Genomic DNA, 19,713 nt, shown 5'->3' on the forward strand with positions numbered 1-19,713 from the left:
GCGACTCGGAGCGCCTCCGCCAACGCGCCCCGCGGGCGGTGTACCGTGGGGCGTTCGGCCCGCATCGCAGCGGGCCCGCCTTTCCGCGCATGGATTCCCGCGTCGATTCACTCCTCGCCCACGTCCGCGAGCACGCCGAGAACCGCCCCGGGGTCTACCGGATGCTGGGGCCCTCGGGAGAGCTGCTCTACGTGGGCAAGTCCGTGCGGGTGCGGACGCGGCTCCTGTCGTACTTCCGCGCGGACGACGGGGAGAAGGCGGCGGAAATCGTCTCCCACGCGCACCGCATCGAGTGGGAGTACACGGCCAGCGAGTTCGCCGCGCTCCTGCAGGAGTTCCGGCTCATCAAGGCCCAACGCCCGCTCTACAACGTGGAGCACAAGCGCGACCGCGGCCACTGCTTCATCCACCTCACGCGCGAAGCCGTCCCCCGGCTGCGCGTGGTGGGCCGCGCCAACGGCGAGAGCGGCGACTACTTCGGCCCCTTCCACGGCCGCGCGTCCATCTCCGACGTGGTGCGCGCGGTGAGCGACCTCCTGGAACTGCGCGACTGCGCCTCCGACACGCCGATGCGGCTGGCGGACCAGTTCCAGCTCTTCCCGGTGAAGATGGAGCCGCTGTGCATGCGCGGGCAGCTCTCGCGCTGCCTCGCCCCGTGCGCCGGAGGCTGCACCCACGCCGAGTACCACGCGCGCGTCGTGCAGGCCCGGGCCTTCCTGGAGGGCGCCTCCGACACGCCGCTCACCCTGCTGCGCGAGCGCATGGCCCTGGCCGCCCGCCGCCTCCAGTTCGAGTACGCCGCCGAGCTGAGAGACCGCGCGGAGCGGCTGGAGCTGATGCGCGGCTGGATTGTCGAGCTGGGCCGTACGCTCAAGCAGCTCTCCTTCGTCTACACGGTGCCCGGCCACGGCGGGAACGACTACACCTACGTCGTGCGCCGGGGCAGCGTGCGCGCCGAGCAGCCCACGCCGGAGACCTCCGAGGAGCGCGCCGCGCTGGAAGCCCGGGCCCGCGAAATCTTCGAGCGCCCGGAGCCGGAGACGCTCGGCCTGCGCGCGCACGAGGCGCAGGAGGTGATGCTGATTGCCCGCTGGTTCCGCCTCCACCCCGAGGAGCTGGAGCGCACCCTCCCCGCGAAGCAGCTCCTCGCGCCGTCAGACGTCTCCACGCCCACGCCCTGAGCGCGAGGGAAGATTTCGCCAGGGTTCCGTTCTCCTTCCCGTCACGGGATTTTCGAATGGGGAACGACATCATGGGCAGTCAGCGGATTCTGATGGGGGCGCTCGCGGTGGGGCTGATGGGTGGAGCGTGTGGAGGCCCCGAGCAGCAGGACGCGGTGGAGAACGCGGTGAACGGCAGCCTGCTGGCGCAGGTGGAGCTGAGCGCCACGCACCGCGTGGAGTTCTACGAGTTCTCCCCGGGCCAGGTGGGCCTGCGCGAGAGCGGCACGGTGGACGAGCCCACCGCGCTGGGCCCCGAGCGCCTGGCGCTGCCGATGGACGCCCTCTACCGCGAGCTGCGCGGCGGTGACGCGCCCATGCCCCAGGCCCTGGCGGACGCGCTCCAGCGGCGGGCGGCGGCGAAGGCTCCGGGCGCGGTGGAGGCGATGACGGAGCCCCCGGCCGAGGTGGCGCAGGCGGACGCGCCCGTGGGCGGCCCGGGCCCGCTGATGAGCTTTGGCGCCTGGGAGAGCTGGGAGGCGGATGCGCAGTGGTGGCGCGACAGCTTCTGCGTCGGCACCGGCATGGACGAGGTGTTCTGCCCCACGAACGTGGGCTGGGCGGAGAGCGGCTGGCGCAAGACGACGTACTACGAGACGTCCGGCCTGGCGGCGGACTTCGTGGGCTCGGCGGTGTTCTTCCTGGACGGGTGGAACTGCGACGGCGGCTGCAGCTGGAAGCGCTACAACACGTGGAACCTGGCGCCGCGCTACTACCAGCGGTGGATCATGGACACGACGGGCTGGTTCCGCTCGCGCATCGACGTCGTCGCGCCCTCCGCGCGTGTGGACTTCGCGGCGAAGTGGCGCAGGGCCTTCCCGGACCTCGCCGTGGCCGGCGAGTTCCCCTCGAACTCCGCGCCCGGGTACACGGACAACATCCAGGGCGTCACCCATGACGCGAGCAACTGGTACATGACCAACACGGGCACGCTCTACAAGATGCCGGTGGGGCGCAACCTCTCGCAGTCGGGCTACGCGTCCATCAGCCGGGGCATCCCCTCGCAGATTTCCGCCTACAACCACCTGGGCGACCTCTCGTACTACGGCGGCCGGCTGTTCGTGCCCATCGAAGGCTCCACGCCGGCCGTGGCCGTGTTCGACACGAGCCTCAACTACGTGGCTCATGCCACGCTGCCGGGCGCGGGAGATGCGCCGTGGTGCGCGGTGAACCCGGTGGACGGGCACCTGTACGCGTCCAACTTCAACAGCGGCGTCATCCGCAAGTACAAGATTGTCTGGCTCGGCAGCACCAACCCGACGGTGCCGCTGAAGGTCGAGTTCGAGTGGGTGGCCACCATCACCCTGCGCGACATCAACGGCAACCCGGTGACGCTCTCGCGGCTGCAGGGTGGCGAGTTCTCCCCCAAGGGCAACCTCTACCTCGTCTCGGACGTGGTGGGCCGCGGCGTGATTGGCGTCGACATCCGCACGGGCCGCATCCAGACGGAGATTCCGGTGAACTACACCGGTGGCCAGGAGGAGCTGGAGGGCATCACCATCTGGGACCTGGACAGCGGCATCGCGCCGGGCATCACCGGGCAGATTCACGTCCAGATGATCGACAACGACTTCTGGAACCAGGACGACTTCTACTTCAAGCACTACCGCGCCGCGAATGCGGCACTGAAGCAGGACCTCTGAGCCGGAAGCGGCGTCATCCCCCGGGGTTGCTACGCGCCTGAACGACTCCACGCGGAGTCAGGGCACGCGAGCAAGCGGATGTCAGGGATGGGACGTATGACTGCGTGGACAACCGTCGCCGCACCCGGCATGGGTGCGCGACGCTACGCTTTCCATCCTGTGGGGGATGACGCCATGAAGAAGAAGCTCTCCGCCGTGACTCTCGTGATGGCCCTGCTCGCGTCGTCGGCCGCATCGGCGGCCGTCACCGTGCGCTACTACAACCGCGACTCGCGCGACCACACGTGGTCGGCGGTGTGCAGCGGCGTGAAGACCAGCGTGACGTTCGGCCGCAGCCAGACGGCCTCGGTGACCATCCAGGGCTCCGGCCCCTGCACGGTGCGGACGGACGCCGGCAACGTGGTGCTCAAGGGCGGCGAGAACCTCGACATCAAGGACGGCAAGGTCCAGGTGAAGTAGCCGAGCAGGCGAGCGAACCGGAAGGAACCCACCCGGAAAGAACAAATCCCGACGCTTTTAGGTCAAAATCTACGACGACAAGCTCACGCGGGATTGAAATTACCCAAGCGCCGCTCCATACTGCATTGCGTCAGTCTTCCGTGGGGTGGCGCGATGAAGAAGTGGTTGGCGGTGGCCCTTCTGGTGGGTGTGGGTGTGGCGGGCCTGCTGGTGAGTCCGGCGGCGCAGGTGCGGCAGGGGGGACCCATCAACGCGGCGGACACCGCGTGGATCCTCACGGCGACGGCGCTGGTGCTGCTGATGACGCCGGGCCTGTCCTTCTTCTACGGCGGCATGGTGCGGCTGAAGAACGTGGTGTCCACGCTGCTGCAGAGCTTCATCGCCATGGCGGTCATCAGCCTGCTCTGGGTGGTGGTGGGCTTCAGCCTGAGCTTCGGTGACAGCTTCCACGGGCTCATTGGCGACCCTCGCACCTTCTTCATGTTCAGCGGCGTGGGCGGCGAGACGCACCCGGACCTGGCGCCCACCATTCCCCTGCTGCTGTTCGCGCTGTTCCAGCTCAAGTTCGCCATCATCACCCCGGCGCTCATCACCGGCGCGTTCGCGGAGCGGGTGCGCTTCAAGGCGTACGTGCTGTTCATGGTGCTCTTCACGCTGTTCATCTACGCGCCGCTGGCGCACTGGACGTGGCACCCGGAGGGCTTCCTGCGCAACTGGGGGGTGCTGGACTTCGCGGGCGGCACGGTGGTGCACATGTCGGCGGGCTTCGCGGCGCTGGCGGGCGCGCTGGTGCTGGGGCGGCGGACGGTGCACGTGGAGAACGTGCCGCACACGCCGGCCAACGTCCCCTTCGTGATGCTGGGCACGGGCATGCTGTGGTTCGGCTGGTTCGGCTTCAACGCGGGCTCGGCGCTGTCGGCGTCGTCGGCGGCCACGCTGGCGTTCGCCACCACGAACACGGCCTCGGCGGCGGCGATGCTGGGGTGGATGGCCTTCGACTGGCTGCGGGGCCGCAAGCCGAGCGGCATGGGTGCCTGCGTAGGCGCGGTGGTGGGCCTGGTCGCGGTGACGCCGGCGGCGGGCTTCATCACCGTGGGCCAGAGCATCGTCGTGGGCCTGGTGGCGAGCTTCGTGAGCAACGCGGCGGCGCACTACAAGAGCCGCACCGCCATCGACGACACGCTGGACGTGTTCCCCTGCCACGGCCTGGGCGGCGTGGTGGGCATGGTGCTGACGGGCGTGCTGGCGAAGGACGTGGGCCTCCTCTACGGGGAGACGCGGACCTTCCTCATGCACATGCTGGCGCTGGTGCTGGTGTCGGCCTTCTCCTTCGTGGGCTCGTACCTGCTCTACAAGCTGGTGGACCTCTTCGTCCCGCTGCGCGTCACCCGCGAGCAGGAGGAGCTGGGGCTCGACCTGAGCCAGCACGGCGAGACGGTGGGCGAGGTGCCCGTGGCTCCGGCGCCCCAGGTGCCCGCTGCCGCCGCGAGCACGGCCACCCTCGCGGAGCCCGAGCCGCGCGGCCCCTCTGTGCCGCTGCCGGCCTGACGGCGCGAAGCGTCCGAAGCAGTCCCCGCCGCCCGTGCTCCCCTCCGCGAAGGAAGGCGCACGGGCGTTCGTCATCCACTCAGCGCCCGCGAGTCGCCATCACCTGGCACTTGCAATGGACCTGTCGCTGGCGCGTGATGACTGGCATGAGCACCTCCGGACCGCGCCGCCCTCACCTCCCCCGAGCCCTCGCGCTCCTCGCCCTCCTGCTGGGAACCACCGCCGCGGCGCAGGCCGCGGGCGTGGGCTTCCGCGAGCTGGCGTTGAAGGACCCCGTGGGCGGTGGCCCCATGACGGGCCTCGTCTTCTACCCGTCCTCGCAGCCCACCGAGCCGCTTCCCGTGGGGGTGTGGCGTGTCGACGCGGGCCGGGAGCTGGAGCCTGTCCCCGGCCGCTACCCGCTGGTGCTCATCTCCCACGGCCATGGCGGCAGCCGCTGGGGGCACCATGACCTCGCCACGGCGCTCACGCGCGAGGGCTTCATCGTCGCGTCGCTCGACCACCCCGGCGCCTCCTTCAAGGACGCCAATGGCCCGGCGGCCGGTACAGACGCGGTGTGGCTCGGGCGTGGACTCCAGGTCCGGGCGCTCCTGGACGGGGTGCTGGCGGACGCGACGCTGGGCCCCTCGGTGGACGCGGGCCGCGTGGGCGCACTGGGCTTCTCCGCCGGTGGCTACACCACGCTGCTCTTGGCGGGCGCGGTACCGGACTTCGGCCGGCTGGAGAAGTACTGCCGCGCGAAGAAGCAGGCCGTGCTCTGCGGGATGCTGCCGAAGGTGCGTGTCACGCGCCCGGATTTGAAGGACACGGCGGAGCCGCGCGTCCGCGCCATCTTCACCATGGCGCCGGTGGGCGTCTTCTTCGACAAGGCCGCGCTGAAGAACGTGAAGGTGCCCGTGCGCCTCTACGCCGCCGAGAAGGACGAGGTGCTCCCGGTGGCGGACCACGCCGGCCACGTGCGCACCTCGCTGCCCAAGCGGCCCGAGTACACGCTCGTCCCGCGCGCGGGGCACTACGTCTTCATGGCCCCCTGCACGCCCGAGTCGGTGCCGGAGGAGCAGGAGCTGTGCATGGACCCGCCCGGCGTGGACCGCCTGAAGCTCCACCGCGAGCTGGCCGCCGACGCGGTGCGCTTCTTCACCCGCACGCTGGCGCCCGCTCCCGCGAAGCCCTGAGCGCGCCCCTGTCCGCGCCGCCTGGGACAGGGCCGCACCGCGCACCTCCGCGGAAGGGCCCCGACGCTCAGCCGCCCTTCTTCGCGGCCGCGCGCCCCTTTCGCCCACCCGGCTTCGCGGCGGGCGTCTCCGGCATGGGGCCGGTGTTGGGGCTCGCCCCGGCCTCCGGAGCCACCTTCGGCTGCCGCTTGATGCGCCGCGGGGGCAGCAGGTCCGGCTCACCGGGCACCTTCTGCGCCATGAAGATGGCGGCATCGAGTTTGTAGAAGCTGCGCGCCCGGTACCACGCCAGCGCGGCCTCGTTGTTCTCCGCCACCTCCAGCACCAGGTGCGTGCAGCCCCGCGTGCGGGCCAGGTGCTGGAGCTGATCCATCATGAAGCTGCCCACCCCGCGCCCCTGGTAGTCCGGGTGCACGGCCAGCTCCTCCACGAAGAGCGGCCGCATGCCCCGCTTCTCGAACCAGCGCGGGTTGACCCAGTTGTCGTCCCCCGTGGCCTCGAAGGCACACTCCGAGTAGCCGACAATCTCCCCGTCCACCTCGTAGAGGAGCTGCTCGATCCACTCGGAGGTGTAGACCTCCATGAAGCGCCGCTTGGAGCGGGGACGCTGGTACTCCACCGTCTCGCGATTGACGTCGCGGAAGACGAGCTTGAGGAACTCCCAGGTCCGGTTCAGGTCCCGGCGATGGATGCGGCGGACCCGAACCTCGAGCGTGTCCTGGGGCTTGACCGTCGACATACGCCTGCTTCCTTAGCAGGCTGGCGCGCTCTGGGACACCGGAGCCGTCCTCCAGGGTTCCACTCCCCGTCAATTTCCCTCCCCGGGTCCCATACGACGTCAGGAGGGTTGCCTCGCGGTGGGGTGGGAGGATGGAATGGCGGAAAATCCGCACTCCGTCACACCCCACGAGCCCCGAACCCATGACGCGACCCTCTGACGGTGACCTCCGTACCGACACCGTCTTGCGCAACACCTACAAGATTGCCTCCGTGCTGGGACGGGGGGGCATGGGCTCGGTGTACCTGGCCCAGCACCTGCGGCTTCCCGGCAAGCAGGTGGCGGTCAAGGTGCTGCGCGGCGGCGACCACCTGACGCAGGAGATCTTCACCCGCTTCCGGCGCGAGGCGGAAATCGCCTCCCGGTTGGGCCACCCCAACATCGTGGAGGTGCTGGACTACGACACGCTGGAGGACGGCACCCCGTTCCTGGTGCTGGAGTTCCTGCGCGGAGAGAGCCTCCAGTCCCGGCTGGAGCGCGGGCCGCTGACGCTGCCCGAGGTGTTCTCCTACACGCGGCAGATGGGCTCGGCGCTCCAGGCGGCGCACGGCGCGGGCATCGTCCACCGCGACCTGAAGCCGGCCAACGTCTTCCTGGTGCCCACCGACTCCGGCGGGTTGTTGGGCCAGCGCGTGAAGCTGCTCGACTTCGGCATCTCCAAGGTCTTGTCCTCGGAGACGCTGCAGACGCAGGAAGCGACCATCATCGGCACGCCGCAGTACATGTCGCCCGAGCAGGCGATGGGGAAGAATCGCGAAATCGACGCGCGCACGGACATCTTCGCGCTCGGCTGCATCGTCTACGAGATGATGACCGGCAAGCCCGTGTTCGGCGCGGGCAGCCTCGCGCAGATGATCTTCCGCGTGGTGTACGAGCCGGCAGACCCCCTCGCCCCGCTCTGCCCGGAGGCGCCCGCGCACGCCATCGCCGCGGTGGACCGCGCGCTCTCGAAGAAGGCCGAGGACCGCTTCCCGGACGTCACCTCCTTCGTGGAGGCGCTGACGGGCAGCCCGCTGCACACGCTCTCCCCGCCGTCGGGCGCGCAGCCCCTGCCGCGCGCCGTGCCGAAGGCGCCCTCGGGCATCGCCCTGCCCTCGCAGGCCGCGGACGAGGGCTTCGACGCCACCGTGGCCCCGGGCAGCGTGAAGGTGGTCCCCGACGGCACCGGCCGCATGGGCGTCGTGGAGCTGGGGAATGGGGGCTCCGGCACCGGCCGCATGGGCCTGGTGCAGCCCGAGGCGCCGTTGAGCGGAGGCACCGGCCGCATGGGAATGGTGCAGCCCGAGCCTCCCGTGGGAAGCGGCACCGGCCGCATGGGCGCGCCGCTCCTGGACCCGCCGGGCCTGGACCCCACGCTCATCTCCAAGCAGATCCCCGCCGTACCTCCGAGGCCGGCCCAGCCCATCACCGCGGTGACGCCGCCATCGGAGCCCACGCCGCAGCCCGTCGCCCCGCCCGTCTCCGTGGCGCCCACGCCGCAGCCCGTCTCCGTGGCGCCCACGCCGCAGCCCGTCTCCGTGGCGCAGCCGGCGGCGAAGAGCCGTGCACCGATGATTGCCGCCGCCGTGGCGCTCTTCGTGGCGGGAGGCGGCCTCGTCTGGTGGATGGGCCGTCCCGTGACGCCGCCCACGGCGCCGGCCACCAGCACGCAGACTCCGGGCCCCCAGGCGGCGGTGCAGCAGCCCGCGACCGGCACGCCCAATGGAACGCAGGTCGCCACCGGCGCGTCCAATGGCACGCAACCCGCTGCCGCCGGCACCGATAACAACACGCAGGCCGTCGTGCAGCTCCCGCCCACGACGGTGCAGACAGTGGCCACCACCACGACGGACACGCCGGGCACCAGCCGTCCCACCACGCGTCCGGACCCGAAGAAGGAGGAGCTGCCGCCCGAGGTACAGCGGGTGCTGGACGAAGCGAGGGAGGCGCTGGAGGCCGGCAACCCCGAGGAGGCCATCCGCCTGGCCAGGCTCAGCCAGCGCACGAAGCCCGGTTTCAAACCGTCAGCCTCGTACGCCATCATCGTCCGCTCCGCCTGCCTACAGGGGGACCTGACCGTTGCGAAGCAGGAATGGTCGAAGGTCCCCGCCGCGGAGAAGCCGAAGCTCCGTCAGTTCTGCCAGCAGCACGACACCGATCCCGCTCTCTGACCCGAAGGGCCTTTTCCAAGGGAGGCCCTCCCCGCATCCCGAGGTGATTCGCTTGAGAAACATGGTCGCAGTGATTGTCGCGGCGGTCGCGCTGGGGGCCTCCACCGGCCTGGCCGCGTCTCCCGTGGAAGCAGGCAAGGTGTACTCCGGCTCCGAGGGCGAGGAGGTCGCCGTCGTCCCGCTCGCGCCGCGGTCCGCCAAGAAGTACATCCTCCGCGTGCGCGGCACGGGCTCCGAGTTCGACGGGAAGGTCTTCCCCTACGAGCTGAACGACTGGAGCACCAGCAGCACCGAGCAGTACAACTTCAAGACCCAGTGGCACGGCCGCGGCTACACGACCCTGTACGTGCGCGACCAGCGCTACGAGCTGTACGTGCCCGGCCGCCAGCAAGCCATCCGCGTCACCTTCGACGAGAAGCGCACGGCGGCCCTGAAGCCGGAAGAGGTCTACGCGACGTACCAGAAGCTCCAGGCGGACGGCACGCTGGCGAAGCTGATGGCGTTCGACCGCAAGGGTGAGCAGGCCCGTCACGACAAGGCCTACGCCGACACGCTCCTGGAGATGAACAACGCGTGCGGCACCTCGGTGTCGGCCGCCATCGACTGGAGCAGCGTCAACGACGACCTCCTCAAGGAGCTGAGCATCTCCAGCTACTGCGAGTCCCCGCTCACGTCGCTCAAGGGCCTGTGCGAGGTCTCCAACGTCGCGAAGCAGACCGTGCGCGAGAAGGTGAAGCAGGTCAGCTGCCGCTTCGGGCCCGCCCTGGAGACGAAGGTCGAGGCCGACCGCGTCATCTGGCAGACGAACAAGGACGCCAGCAACCAGGACGCGTACGCCACGAAGTTCTTCAAGCAGAACCTGTAGCCGGAGCCTCCCCGATGAACTTCAAGCGATTCGCAGCGGTTGCGATGTCCCTCGCGTGTGGCGCCGCCCTGGCCGCCGACCCCATCACGCCCCCCTGGGGCAAGGAGGAGAACCTCGGCCAGAAGATACTGATGGAGGCCACCTCCGTGTGCACCGACGGCAAGGGGCACTACGTGGTGATGGCGCCCCAGGAGGACGCGAACCAGAACGCCATGTACTACGGCGACGGGAAGACCTTCGTCGTGGTGGAGCCTCCCGGCCGGTACGCGTCGTCCAACTCCTTCCTGGACCCGCGCTTCTTCAACAAGGACTCCAACCCCAACTTCCGCGGCATGGACTACCGGGTCATCTCCGCGGTGGACCTGGACACGAAGGAGAAGTCCTGCTCCCTGCGGTGCGGCACCAAGCAGATTCCCCTCACGCTGGTGGACAGCGCGCAGGCCGCGGAGATGCTGCGCAAGGCCACGTTCCAGCCCAACCCGCAGCAGTACGCGCCCCATGCCCTGCTGCGTGACACGAAGGGCAACTACTACTTCGTGGACCGCGGCTACCAGCCGGCCCAGCAGAAGAGCTACCGCGTCTTCATCGGCCAGCGCGGCACCCTCAAGCAGCAGAAGATGACCAACGTCGTCTCGGACTCCGAGGGCGAAATCTTCTCCACCAAGAAGGGCGAGCTGCGGCTGGTGCTGGACCGCGACAAGACCTCGATGTGGATTGAGAACACCAAGAAGTCGTTCGAGCTGCGCCAGGTGCCCGTGCACGAGAACCTGCCGCTCATCTACAACGACCTGGGCGTCTACGAGGGCATGCGCCTGGGCACGCCCTGCGACGACCAGTAGCGCTCGCGCCTCACGGCCTTCGGGCCTTCACGGGCCGGATGGAACGTTTCGCCAGACGCTCCGTCCGGCCCGCTGCATTTCAGCGGGGCCCCGCCCTTGCGAGAACCGCCCGGTTGGGACAGCGTTCCCCTCGCCGTGAGCCATCCCCGCTACTTCGTCCCCCATGCCGCCAGCGCGGCCGAGCCCGTCCGCTCGGACGCCTCCGAGATGACGCACGTGGTGGATGCCTTCCGCCTGGACGCGCCCCACCTGCTGGAGCAGGAGTGGGTGGTCGGCGTCGACGCCGTGGGCAACGTGCACGTCGTGCCCGCGAGCGAGCGGGACTTGCTCCCCCCCGCCACGCGCGCCCAGCTCGCGCACCACGAAGTGGCGTCCGGCCGCACGCCCCGCCGCATCGCCGCCCTGGAGCTGTACTTCTTCGCCGTGGAGCTGGTGGAGCACCCCGCCAACGCGGAGGGCTTCAACGACCCCGTGTACCTCTACGGCCACCTGTCCGGCCCGTGGCCGGGAGACGCCCCCATGCGCGTGCCCGGGCAGCTCACGGTGACGCGCGGGGACGTGCTGGCCGGGCTGGTACACAGCGCGGCGGACGCCTTCCACTACGTGCAGACCCCGGAGAGCCCGGCCGCGCCGCGCGGCTACCACGCGCTGCTGCCCGGAGACCGCCCCGAGCGCCTCGCGGAAGGGCGCGGGCTGGTGCTCGCCTGGCCCGCGGTGCCGCCCGAGCTGCAGGTGGGCAATGCCTCCAACGGCCCCATGGTGGCGCGCATCCTCCATGACGTCCTCACGCAGCTGCAGGAGGACGCGCACGCCCACGGAGGCCCGGAGCCTCTCGCGCGGATGGAGCTGCCCGTGCCCAGCCGCGCCATGGCCATCGCCGACTTGGAGATGCGCGGCTACGAGGTGAAGGGCGACGTGGCCATCCTCCGCCGCAACCACCCGGGCCTGCTCACGCGCATGGCGGAGTGGCTGCGCGCGGAGAAGGTGAAGGTGCCTTCCGAGGCGGGGGCGCCCGGCTTCCTCGACGTGGCGCGCAAGGCGCTCGAAGCCCTCCCCGGCTGGCCGAACGAGACGGAGCGGGTGCTCCGCGCGCTGAGCCGGGCCGGTGGCAGCGCGCCCGTCTCGCGCGGCACGCCCCTGGCTGCGGCGCCGGTGCCCAGGCGCCCCCTGCCCCCTCGCGAGCCGCCAAAGCCGCCGCGCCCGGATGACTGGATGCGGGACTTCCTGGACGCGCACGCCGCGTCGCACCCCGGCGGCGCCCAGCCGAAGCTGACGCGCGCGAAGCCGGCCTTCACCGCCCCGCCCCCGCCCGCGAAGCCCGGCACGCCCACGTGGATGAAGGACTTCGGTGGGGCCCCGCCCGCTCCCCCAGCGCCCGCGAAGCCCAAGGCTCCCTCGGCCCCCTCCTCGCCAGCGGGGAAGAAGCCGGACTGGATGTCCGACTTCGACGACTGACGGGCCGCCATTGCGACGCCTGCCTGGGGGGGGATACCGTCGCCCCTCATCCGCAGGGGGAACACATGGGACACGAGAAGCCGGTAGAGCCGTTTTCCGACCTCCATGTCGAGGAGGGGAAGGTTCGCGCGGTACTGCTGCACGACCCCACCGTCGAGGGCCTGGACGTGGCCATCTACATGGACGCGTCGGGCAGCATGCAGGAGGAGTACAAGTACAACACGCCTCCTCGCAGCTTCCTGGAGTGGATTCGCGGCGCGCCGATGAAGGACCCCGCCAACCAGGTCGAGCCGCAGGTGCAGTGGATGCTCGAGTACCTGGCCACGAAGGACCGCAACGGCATGCTGCGCGTGGCCTACTGGGCCTCGGGCGCGTCCGGCCGCGAGGTGGAGGTGGTGGGCGAGCTGAAGGGCGTGGACGTGAAGCAGTACAAGTTCCCCGGCGCGAAGAAGCTCGGGAGCCACACGTTCCTCACGCCCGCGCTGAAGGACTACGTGCGCTACCTCAAGGACCAGGTGCCCCAGGGCGCCCGCCGCGGGTGCGCGGTCATCGTCACCGACGGCCAGCTCCACGACGCCGAAGAGGTGGAGAAGTTCTCCGCGCAGGTGGCCAAGGAGATTGCCTCCGGCAAGCTGCCGCGCCTCAACTTCGTCCTCGTGGGCGTGGGTGACGGCATCGACGAGGAGCAGCTGGAGCGCATCGCCCACACCGAGTTCCCGGGCGTCGGCCACCTGTGGTGCCACCGCATCGCCAAGGAAATCACCCAGGTGGCGGAGCTCGTCGCCGTGCTGGTCGACGAGAACATGACCGTCGCGGCCGGCGGCACCATCTACGACGACAAGGGCAAGGTGCTGAAGACGTACGAGGGCCGCCTCCCGGCGGTGCTCGAGTTCGACGTGCCCGAGGGCGCGGAGAGCTTCACCCTCGAGGTGAACGGCCAGCGCTTCACCCAGCCGCTGCCGGACGAGGACCACCACGACGAGGACGAGGACCACCACTGATGGCCGGCCACGAAGCCATCGTCCGTCCGTTCTCGGACGTGCACCGGATGGGAAACAAGGTCGTCGCCACGCTGCTGCATGACCCGACGGTGGAGGGGCTGGACGTGGCCCTCTACATGGACGGCTCGGCGAGCATGGAGGACGAGTACGGGCCGCGCGGCGTGCTGGCCAAGCTGGCGCCGGTGAAGAACCTGGTCGAGCCGCAGATGCGGTGGATGCTCGAGTACCTCGCGAGCAAGGACCGCGACGGCGGCGTGCGCGTCGCCTACTGGGCCACGGGGGACGGCAGCCAGCTGGAGGCGCTGGGCGACCTCACGGCGGTGCAGGCGAAGGACTACCGCTTCCCGGGCCCGCGCTTCTACGGCAAGGCCACGGTGATGCTGCCGGTGCTGCGCGACTTCGTGGCGCACATGAAGCAGCAGGTGACGAAGGGCGCGCGCCAGGGGCTCGCGGTCATCATCACCGACTCGCAGCTGTCCGACGGCCCCGACGTGCGCGCCTACGCCACGCAGGTGGCGAAGGAAATCGCGGCGGGCCGCCTGCCCCGGATGAACTTCGTGTTCGTCGGCGTGGGTGACCAGGTGGACGAGGAGCAGATGGAGGAGATTTCCCACGAGACGTACCCGGGCGTGGGACACCTCTGGTGCCACCGCATCGCCGACCGCATGGAGGAGATGGCGGAGCTGGTGGCGGTGCTGGTGGATGAGACGATGACCGTCGCCGCCGGCGGCACCATCTACGACGAGCAGGGCAAGGTCCTGAAGTCGTACGAGGGCCGGCTGCCGGCGGTGCTCGAGTTCGACGTCCCGGCCACGTGCAAGGCCTTCACCCTGGAGGTGGCGGGGCAGAAGTTCACCCAGCCCATCCCCGAGGAGCACGAGGACGAGGACCACCACGACGAGGAAGAGGAGGCGAAGCAGCCCGAGCCCGTGAAAGCCCCCTCCCCCGCCCCGTCCCGCAAGCACGGCGGCCACCGCCACTAGCCGCAGGAAGACCCACGCCATGTCCGAGCAGAAGAAGAGCAACGCGTCGTCCGGCCACGTCCACGGCCCAGGCTGCGAGCATGACCACGACCACGCGCACGAGCACGGACATGGCGAGCCTCACGTCCACGGACCGGGCTGCAACCACGGCCCGTCCCTGGCGGCGGTGAAGCCCGCCGGGAAGCTGTCCTTCAAGGGGCTGAAGGTCATCGGCCCGAAGGCGGAGAAGCACGTGCACGGGCCCGACTGCAAGCATGACCACGACCACGGTCATGACCATGCACACGCCCATGGCGAGAAGCATGAGCACGGCCCCGGCTGCAACCATGACCACGACCACGGTCATGACCATGGCCACCACCACCATTCGAAGCCCAAGCGCATCCGTCCTCCCGGGCACCGCCCCGCGGAAGGCGGCGGCACGGCGCTCCAGCTCGACCTGGAGGGTGCGCTGCCGGGCGAGACGGACGACGCCGGCCGCTTCCAGAAGCTGGAGGCCGCGCTCGAGGCACACCGCGGCGTCACCGACGTGCACCTGCGAAGGGACGCGGGCCATGCCGAGGTGTGCATCCACTACAAGCCGGAGGTGGTGAGCGCGTCGCAGCTCCTCACCGCCGCGCAGCGCACCGGCGCCGAGGTGGCGGAGCGCTACAAGCACCAGACGTGGTTCGTGCGCGGGATGACCTCGGCCGACGCGGCCACCGCCATCGAGCACGGGCTGGGGAAGCTCAAGGGCGTGCTCTCCGCGAGCGTGGCGTATGCCAGCGAGCGCCTCGTCGTGGAGTACGACAGCGCGGAAGTCACGCTGAAGGACGTGGAGGCGAAGGCGAAGGCGCTCGGCTACGCGCTGGAGGTGCCCACCAGTGGCCATGCCTGCTCGCACCACGCGCACGGCGGTGGCCTGGCGCCGCTCCTGGAGATGCCGCTGGTGGTGGTCTCCGGCGTGCTGCTGGTGGCCGGCTGGGCGATTGAGAAGTTCGCGGGGCTCCCCGCGCTGGTGCCCACGATTGTCTGGGCGCTGTCCATGGCCAGCGGTGGCTTCTTCGCCATCCGGGGCTCGCTGAAGTCGCTGCTCCAGCTGCGCATCGACATCGAGACGATGATGGTGGTGGCGGCCCTGGGCGCGGCGGTGCTGGGCGCCTGGTTCGAGGGCGCGTTCCTCCTGTTCCTCTTCGCCGCGGGCCACGCGCTGGAGCACCGGGCCATGGACCGCGCGCGGCGCTCCATCGAGTCGCTCGGCGCGCTCCGTCCCGAGGTGGCGCGCGTGCGCCGGGGCGGCGACGTGGTGGAGGTGCCGGTGGCTGATGTGCAGCGCGGCGAGCGCGTCGTCGTGCGCCCCGGCGACCGCGTCCCGCTGGATGGCGTCATCCGCGAGGGCAAGAGCTCGCTGGAGCAGGCGGCGATTACGGGCGAGTCGCTCCCCGTCGCGAAGAAGGCGGGGGACGAGGTGTTCTCCGGCACCATCAACTGCGAGGGCCTGCTGGAGGTGGAAGTCACGCGGCTGTCCTCGGAGTCGGTGCTCGCGCGCGTGGTGGACATGGTGGCGGAGGCGGAGGCGCAGAAGGGCCCCAACCAGCGCTTCGCGCAGCGGCTGGAGCGCACGGTGGCGCCGCTGGTGATGATTGGCGCGGTGGTGTTCCCGGTGGTGCTGGTGCTGATGGGCACGCCGGTGAAGGAGGCCATCCTCCGGGCGGTATCGCTGCTGGTGGCGGCCTCGCCGTGCGCGCTGGCCATCTCCACGCCGTCGGCGGTGCTCTCCGCGGTGGCGGCGGCGGCGCGGGGCGGCGTGCTGGTGAAGGGCGGCATCTACCTGGAGCTGCTGGCGAAGGTGAACGCCATCGCCTTCGACAAGACGGGCACGCTGACGGTGGGCCGGCCGAAGCTCTTGAGCACGGTGCCGGCGCAGGGCGTGTCGCGCGAGGAGCTGCTGGGCACGGCGGCGGCGGTGGAGTCGCTCTCCGCGCACCCGCTGGCGAAGGCGGTGGTGGATGCGGCGGCGGAGGCTGGCATCCAGGCGCCGGCCGGGAGCGACTGCGAGGCCATCCACGGCAAGGGCATCCGCGCGAAGGTAGGGGATGCGCTGGTGGACGTGGGCAACCTCGCGCTGTTCGAGGGCGAGGCCGTGCCGGCGGAAATCGCGGCGGAAGTCTCCAAGCTGGAGGAGGCGGGCCAGACGACGATGGTGGTGCGCAAGGCGGGGCGCTACCTGGGCGTGCTGGGTGTAGCGGACACGCTGCGCGCGGGTGCGCGGCACGTGGTGCACACGCTGAAGGATTACGGCATCGAGCGGACGGTGATGCTGTCCGGCGACAACGCGCGGGTGGCGAAGTCCATCGCCGAGCAGGTGGGGCTGGACGAGGCGAAGGCGCCGCTGATGCCGGCCGACAAGGTGACGGCGGTGCGGGAGATGGGGCGCAAGGGCTCGGTGGCCATGGTGGGTGACGGCGTGAATGACGCGCCCGCCCTGGCCGCGGCGGCGGTGGGCGTGGCGATGGGCGGCGCGGGCTCGGACGCGGCGCTAGAGACGGCGGACGTGGTGCTGATGAGCGACGACCTGTCGCGGCTGCCGTTCGCGCTTGGGCTGGCGCGTCAGGCCACGGCGGTGATGCAGCAGAACCTGGTCATCTCGCTGGGCATCAGCGGCATCCTCATCATCGCCGCCGTGTTCGGCCTCACGCAGATCAGCCACGCGGTGGTGCTGCACGAGGGCAGCACGCTCCTGGTGGTCGCCAACGGCCTGCGCCTGCTCGCCATCCGGCCCCAGGCCATGAAGTCCGCGCCCGATGCTGCCGTGGCCGTGCAGCCCGTGGTGGGCTGAGCGCGAGGGCTCGACGCGGCGGCTACTTCACCGCCGCCGAGTCGACCCACGCCTCGTCGCCCTCCATGGAGCGCACCTTCACCTTCCCACCCTTCTGCTCCAACACCTTCACGCGCGTGCCCGAGCCCAGTCCCGCACTCGCCCGGCTCGCCGGAGCCGGCTGCGCCAGCGTCTTGCTGTAGAGCTGGTCGATGCGCGCCTGGTCCTTCTTCCGCTCGATGACCAGGTTGCTCGTCATCTGCTGCGCGGCGTAGGCGCTCTGGAGGTCCCCGGCCTGGGCGTTCTTCACGTCCTCGTCGTTCGCGAGCGCTTCCGCGGCCTTCTTGGACAGCTTCGCGTCCTCCTTCAGGTACGCACCGCCCTTCTTCGCCTCGGCCACCGAGCGCACCTGGTTGCGCTGCAGGTAGAAGTGACTGGCGATGTGCAGCACCTTGCCGTCTCCGTAGCGGAACAGCACCGCCACCGGCGCCGCGCCGTACTTCTTCTTCATCTCCCGGCTCTCCACCAGCACCTCCACCTTGTCCGGAGCAATCACGCGGATGGGGTAGGACGCGCCCTCCAGCCACCACTTGGGGTTCGCATTCGCCAGGTGCAGGTGCTTGAGCAGGTTGCTGCCGCTGGACTCCTTCACCTGCACCTCCACCACGTCATCCGCCGTCTCGCGGCCGTTGGAGGCGATGAAGCCGGGGAAGGCCTTCTCCACCACGTTCGTCAGCGCCCAGTCCGTCGTGTAGAGGAAGCCTCCCGCGTTGACGAACTTGCGCACCTTCTCCAACCCCTGGGGCCCCAGGCTGCCCGAGCAGTTGATGATGAGGAGCTGCTTCGCATTCAGCGGCGTGCGCGCCAGCTGCATCGGCGTCACCACGACGAAGGGAACGCCCACCTCTCGCAGCACGTCCTCCACGCGGTCATACTCGCCGGAGACCACCACCACCTCGGCGGCCTCCACCTTCTGGAGGACGGCGTAGTCCTCCGGGCGCTCCTCCTGCATGCGGGCCTTGAGCACCTTCGCCGCCGCCTTGTTGGCGGTGGACATCTTCGCCTCGCCCAGCGGCGGGCCACCAGCGAGCGCGGGCAAAGCAAGGCACAGCACGCCAACGAGCGCGGCGCGCAGGGTACGGACGAATGACATGGAACAGCCTCTCCGGGCGGGTGCGCGGCGTGGTGAGAGGCTTCAACGTGCCGGGTGGGAAAAAGTTCTCAGCCTTTCCGAGACTCCGAGCCCGGGTCCCTCCGCGTCACGCTGGATGAGATTGCGCGGGCCGTGCGCGAGCCCCCGGGGAGTTCGAGCTGACACGGCTGGCCGAGGCCACCGGGTACCGGAAGACGCTCGCTATCGGCGAGGAGGAACGCGCGGCGTCTCCGGGGCGGAAGGCCGCCATGTCCGCCTCGGAGCGCGCAGTGGCATGACGCGCTGCGCGCCGGCGGGACTCCCGCCGGGCGCCATGGAGCGGAGTGAGGCGGGACTACTGCATCCGCTCTTCCACGAGCTGCTGCACGCGCTCGTAGTACTCATCGACGCGGTACTCCGCCTTCAGATCGGCAAGCTCCGCGCTCATCGCGTCGTCCTGGGCCTGCGTCCAGCTCAAGGTGTCGCCGAGGGCAATGGCTCGCCCCATGCCGGGCGAGGCGCATGCACACCGGGGGAGGTACGGGCTGAGCAACCAGAATCCGCCGCTGCTGCTGTTGAGGTACGAATTGACGATGGAATTGCACTCGCCAGGAGTAGACGCCGACACCGTCACCCAGTTGATCACCACGTTGTAGTCAGGCCCACCGTTGGAGCCCACGGCGAACTGCTGCAGCGCAGCCGTGCAGTTGCCGTAGAACGTCGGGTTCGGATTGACGGGAGTGCCACCACCTCCGTAGGTCTTGGTGAAGCCACCTCCGATGACGGCGGCATGCACGGAGGCACCGAAGCCCGCGACGGCAATGGCTGCAACGAAGATTCCGAGAGTCTTCTTCATCTGCGTCTCCTTCAGGTGAGGGGGGAGCCCGCCCCTGAAGCATGAAGCAAGCCACGCATGCTCCGTCTGGAGTTACGTCAGCGCCCTCTCCCGATGTGACGTGTGAAGTCACAAACCCGCCCAGGATTGTGACGTCCGTCGCAACACGGGCAGCGTCGCCTGTCGCTATCTCGAAGGGAGACAGGACCCCGTGCTCACTGGCGCTCCACCTGTGCGTCGCCACAGACCCGCACCGCCAATTCGAGGAGCTGCTTGATGGAGTCATCCGACTCATTCTGAACGGCTTCGGAAAGCGGCATCGCCAGCTGCGGCCACTGCAAGAGGGAGGCAGCCTCCGCGGCGCCCCGGCGCGTTCTGGGGTCGCTGGCCCTCAGTGCCTTCGAGAGCAGCTCGAAGGACTCGGCATCGAAGTCACCGTCGAGGCCCAGCCCCAGGCGCATCCAGGCAACCGTGTCGTCCGGCTGGGTGCGCACGCCGTCACGCAGCTCGCTCACGGAGAACACCGGGAAGCGGGCGGCCATCCGCTGGAGTAGCGCGTCGCGGATGCGTACCTCTTCCGGTTCTCCGGCACTGACACTGAAGTACCGGAGCCGAGCAACGTCATCGCAGACGAGACGGATTTCCAGGTCGGGCCGCGCGGGGTCCCACCAGGTATGGACGCGCATCCCCTCGCCCTGCTCGGTACAGCCGTCGTACAGATAGAAGAGGTCCAGCTCCTCGTGCCACGCACGAAAGAGCGCATCGGCCTCTTCACGCAGGAGGTCGTCCGTCGGGGGGGCCTTCAGAACCACGCTCTTGGAGAGCAGCGTCAT

16 protein-coding genes are annotated in these 19,713 nt (G+C 69.9%); 12 read left to right on the top strand and 4 right to left on the bottom strand.

The genetic code is table 11. The features are described 5' to 3' along the window. Positions 1 to 89: 89 nt before the first annotated feature. The 5 genes from ACX9TP_RS39350 (at position 90) to ACX9TP_RS39370 (ending at position 6,045) form a co-directional block, all read left to right on the top strand. Entirely contained in the window at positions 90 to 1,181 is a 1,092-nt protein-coding gene (locus ACX9TP_RS39350) for a UvrB/UvrC motif-containing protein (RefSeq protein WP_482975812.1), read from the top strand. Positions 1,182 to 1,237: 56 nt separating this feature from the next. Continuing rightward, a complete protein-coding gene (locus tag ACX9TP_RS39355) occupies positions 1,238 to 2,863 on the top strand; it encodes a hypothetical protein (protein WP_482975813.1) in 1,626 nt (541 codons plus the stop codon). A gap of 174 nt (positions 2,864 to 3,037) precedes the next feature. Next, positions 3,038 to 3,322 (top strand): hypothetical protein, encoded by a 285-nt coding sequence (locus ACX9TP_RS39360; RefSeq protein WP_482975814.1) that lies wholly within the window; start codon positions 3,038 to 3,040, stop codon positions 3,320 to 3,322. Positions 3,323 to 3,475: 153 nt separating this feature from the next. Further along, on the top strand, positions 3,476 to 4,870 hold the full coding sequence (locus ACX9TP_RS39365) for an ammonium transporter (RefSeq protein ID WP_482975815.1): 1,395 nt from the start codon (positions 3,476 to 3,478) through the stop codon (positions 4,868 to 4,870). A gap of 146 nt (positions 4,871 to 5,016) precedes the next feature. Further along, the gene (locus ACX9TP_RS39370) at positions 5,017 to 6,045 is read left to right on the top strand and encodes an alpha/beta hydrolase family protein (protein ID WP_482975816.1); all 1,029 of its coding nucleotides are present in this window, start codon (positions 5,017 to 5,019) and stop codon (positions 6,043 to 6,045) included. Between the two features lie 67 nt (positions 6,046 to 6,112). Here ACX9TP_RS39370 and ACX9TP_RS39375 read toward each other — a convergent pair whose 3' ends face one another. Continuing rightward, on the bottom strand, positions 6,113 to 6,784 hold the full coding sequence (locus ACX9TP_RS39375) for a GNAT family N-acetyltransferase (RefSeq protein WP_482975817.1): 672 nt from the start codon (positions 6,782 to 6,784) through the stop codon (positions 6,113 to 6,115). Between the two features lie 182 nt (positions 6,785 to 6,966). Between ACX9TP_RS39375 and ACX9TP_RS39380 the strand changes: the two genes are divergently transcribed. From ACX9TP_RS39380 to ACX9TP_RS39410, 7 genes are all read left to right on the top strand, one after another. Then, positions 6,967 to 8,973 carry a serine/threonine-protein kinase gene (locus ACX9TP_RS39380; protein ID WP_482975818.1) on the top strand — a complete coding sequence of 669 codons (2,007 nt, stop codon included), beginning with the start codon at positions 6,967 to 6,969 and terminating at the stop codon, positions 8,971 to 8,973. Positions 8,974 to 9,034: 61 nt separating this feature from the next. After that, on the top strand, positions 9,035 to 9,838 hold the full coding sequence (locus tag ACX9TP_RS39385) for a hypothetical protein (RefSeq protein WP_482975819.1): 804 nt from the start codon (positions 9,035 to 9,037) through the stop codon (positions 9,836 to 9,838). A gap of 14 nt (positions 9,839 to 9,852) precedes the next feature. Continuing rightward, complete coding sequence (locus ACX9TP_RS39390) at positions 9,853 to 10,677, top strand: hypothetical protein (protein WP_482975820.1); 825 nt, start codon at positions 9,853 to 9,855, stop codon at positions 10,675 to 10,677. Between the two features lie 135 nt (positions 10,678 to 10,812). Continuing rightward, positions 10,813 to 12,132, top strand: coding sequence for a hypothetical protein (locus tag ACX9TP_RS39395; RefSeq protein WP_482975821.1), 1,320 nt, complete (start codon positions 10,813 to 10,815; stop codon positions 12,130 to 12,132). 65 nt (positions 12,133 to 12,197) lie between these two features. Continuing rightward, entirely contained in the window at positions 12,198 to 13,133 is a 936-nt protein-coding gene (locus tag ACX9TP_RS39400) for a vWA domain-containing protein (protein WP_482975822.1), read from the top strand. Beyond that, complete coding sequence (locus ACX9TP_RS39405) at positions 13,133 to 14,116, top strand: vWA domain-containing protein (protein ID WP_482975823.1); 984 nt, start codon at positions 13,133 to 13,135, stop codon at positions 14,114 to 14,116. The genes ACX9TP_RS39400 and ACX9TP_RS39405 overlap by 1 nt, the downstream gene beginning before the upstream one ends. Before the next feature lie 19 nt (positions 14,117 to 14,135). Then, positions 14,136 to 16,934 carry a heavy metal translocating P-type ATPase gene (locus ACX9TP_RS39410; protein WP_482975824.1) on the top strand — a complete coding sequence of 933 codons (2,799 nt, stop codon included), beginning with the start codon at positions 14,136 to 14,138 and terminating at the stop codon, positions 16,932 to 16,934. Positions 16,935 to 16,956: 22 nt separating this feature from the next. Here the strand turns inward: ACX9TP_RS39410 and ACX9TP_RS39415 are convergent, their stop codons facing one another. The 3 genes from ACX9TP_RS39415 to ACX9TP_RS39425 form a co-directional block, all read right to left on the bottom strand. Further along, positions 16,957 to 18,066, bottom strand: a complete 1,110-nt coding sequence (locus tag ACX9TP_RS39415; protein ID WP_482975825.1) for an SH3 domain-containing protein — start codon at positions 18,064 to 18,066, stop codon at positions 16,957 to 16,959. 334 nt (positions 18,067 to 18,400) lie between these two features. After that, positions 18,401 to 18,901 (bottom strand): hypothetical protein, encoded by a 501-nt coding sequence (locus tag ACX9TP_RS39420; protein WP_482975826.1) that lies wholly within the window; start codon positions 18,899 to 18,901, stop codon positions 18,401 to 18,403. A gap of 194 nt (positions 18,902 to 19,095) precedes the next feature. Further along, positions 19,096 to 19,713 (bottom strand): HEAT repeat domain-containing protein, encoded by a 618-nt coding sequence (locus ACX9TP_RS39425; protein WP_482975827.1) that lies wholly within the window; start codon positions 19,711 to 19,713, stop codon positions 19,096 to 19,098.

It is taken from the genome of Pyxidicoccus sp. M15 (assembly GCF_056858435.1).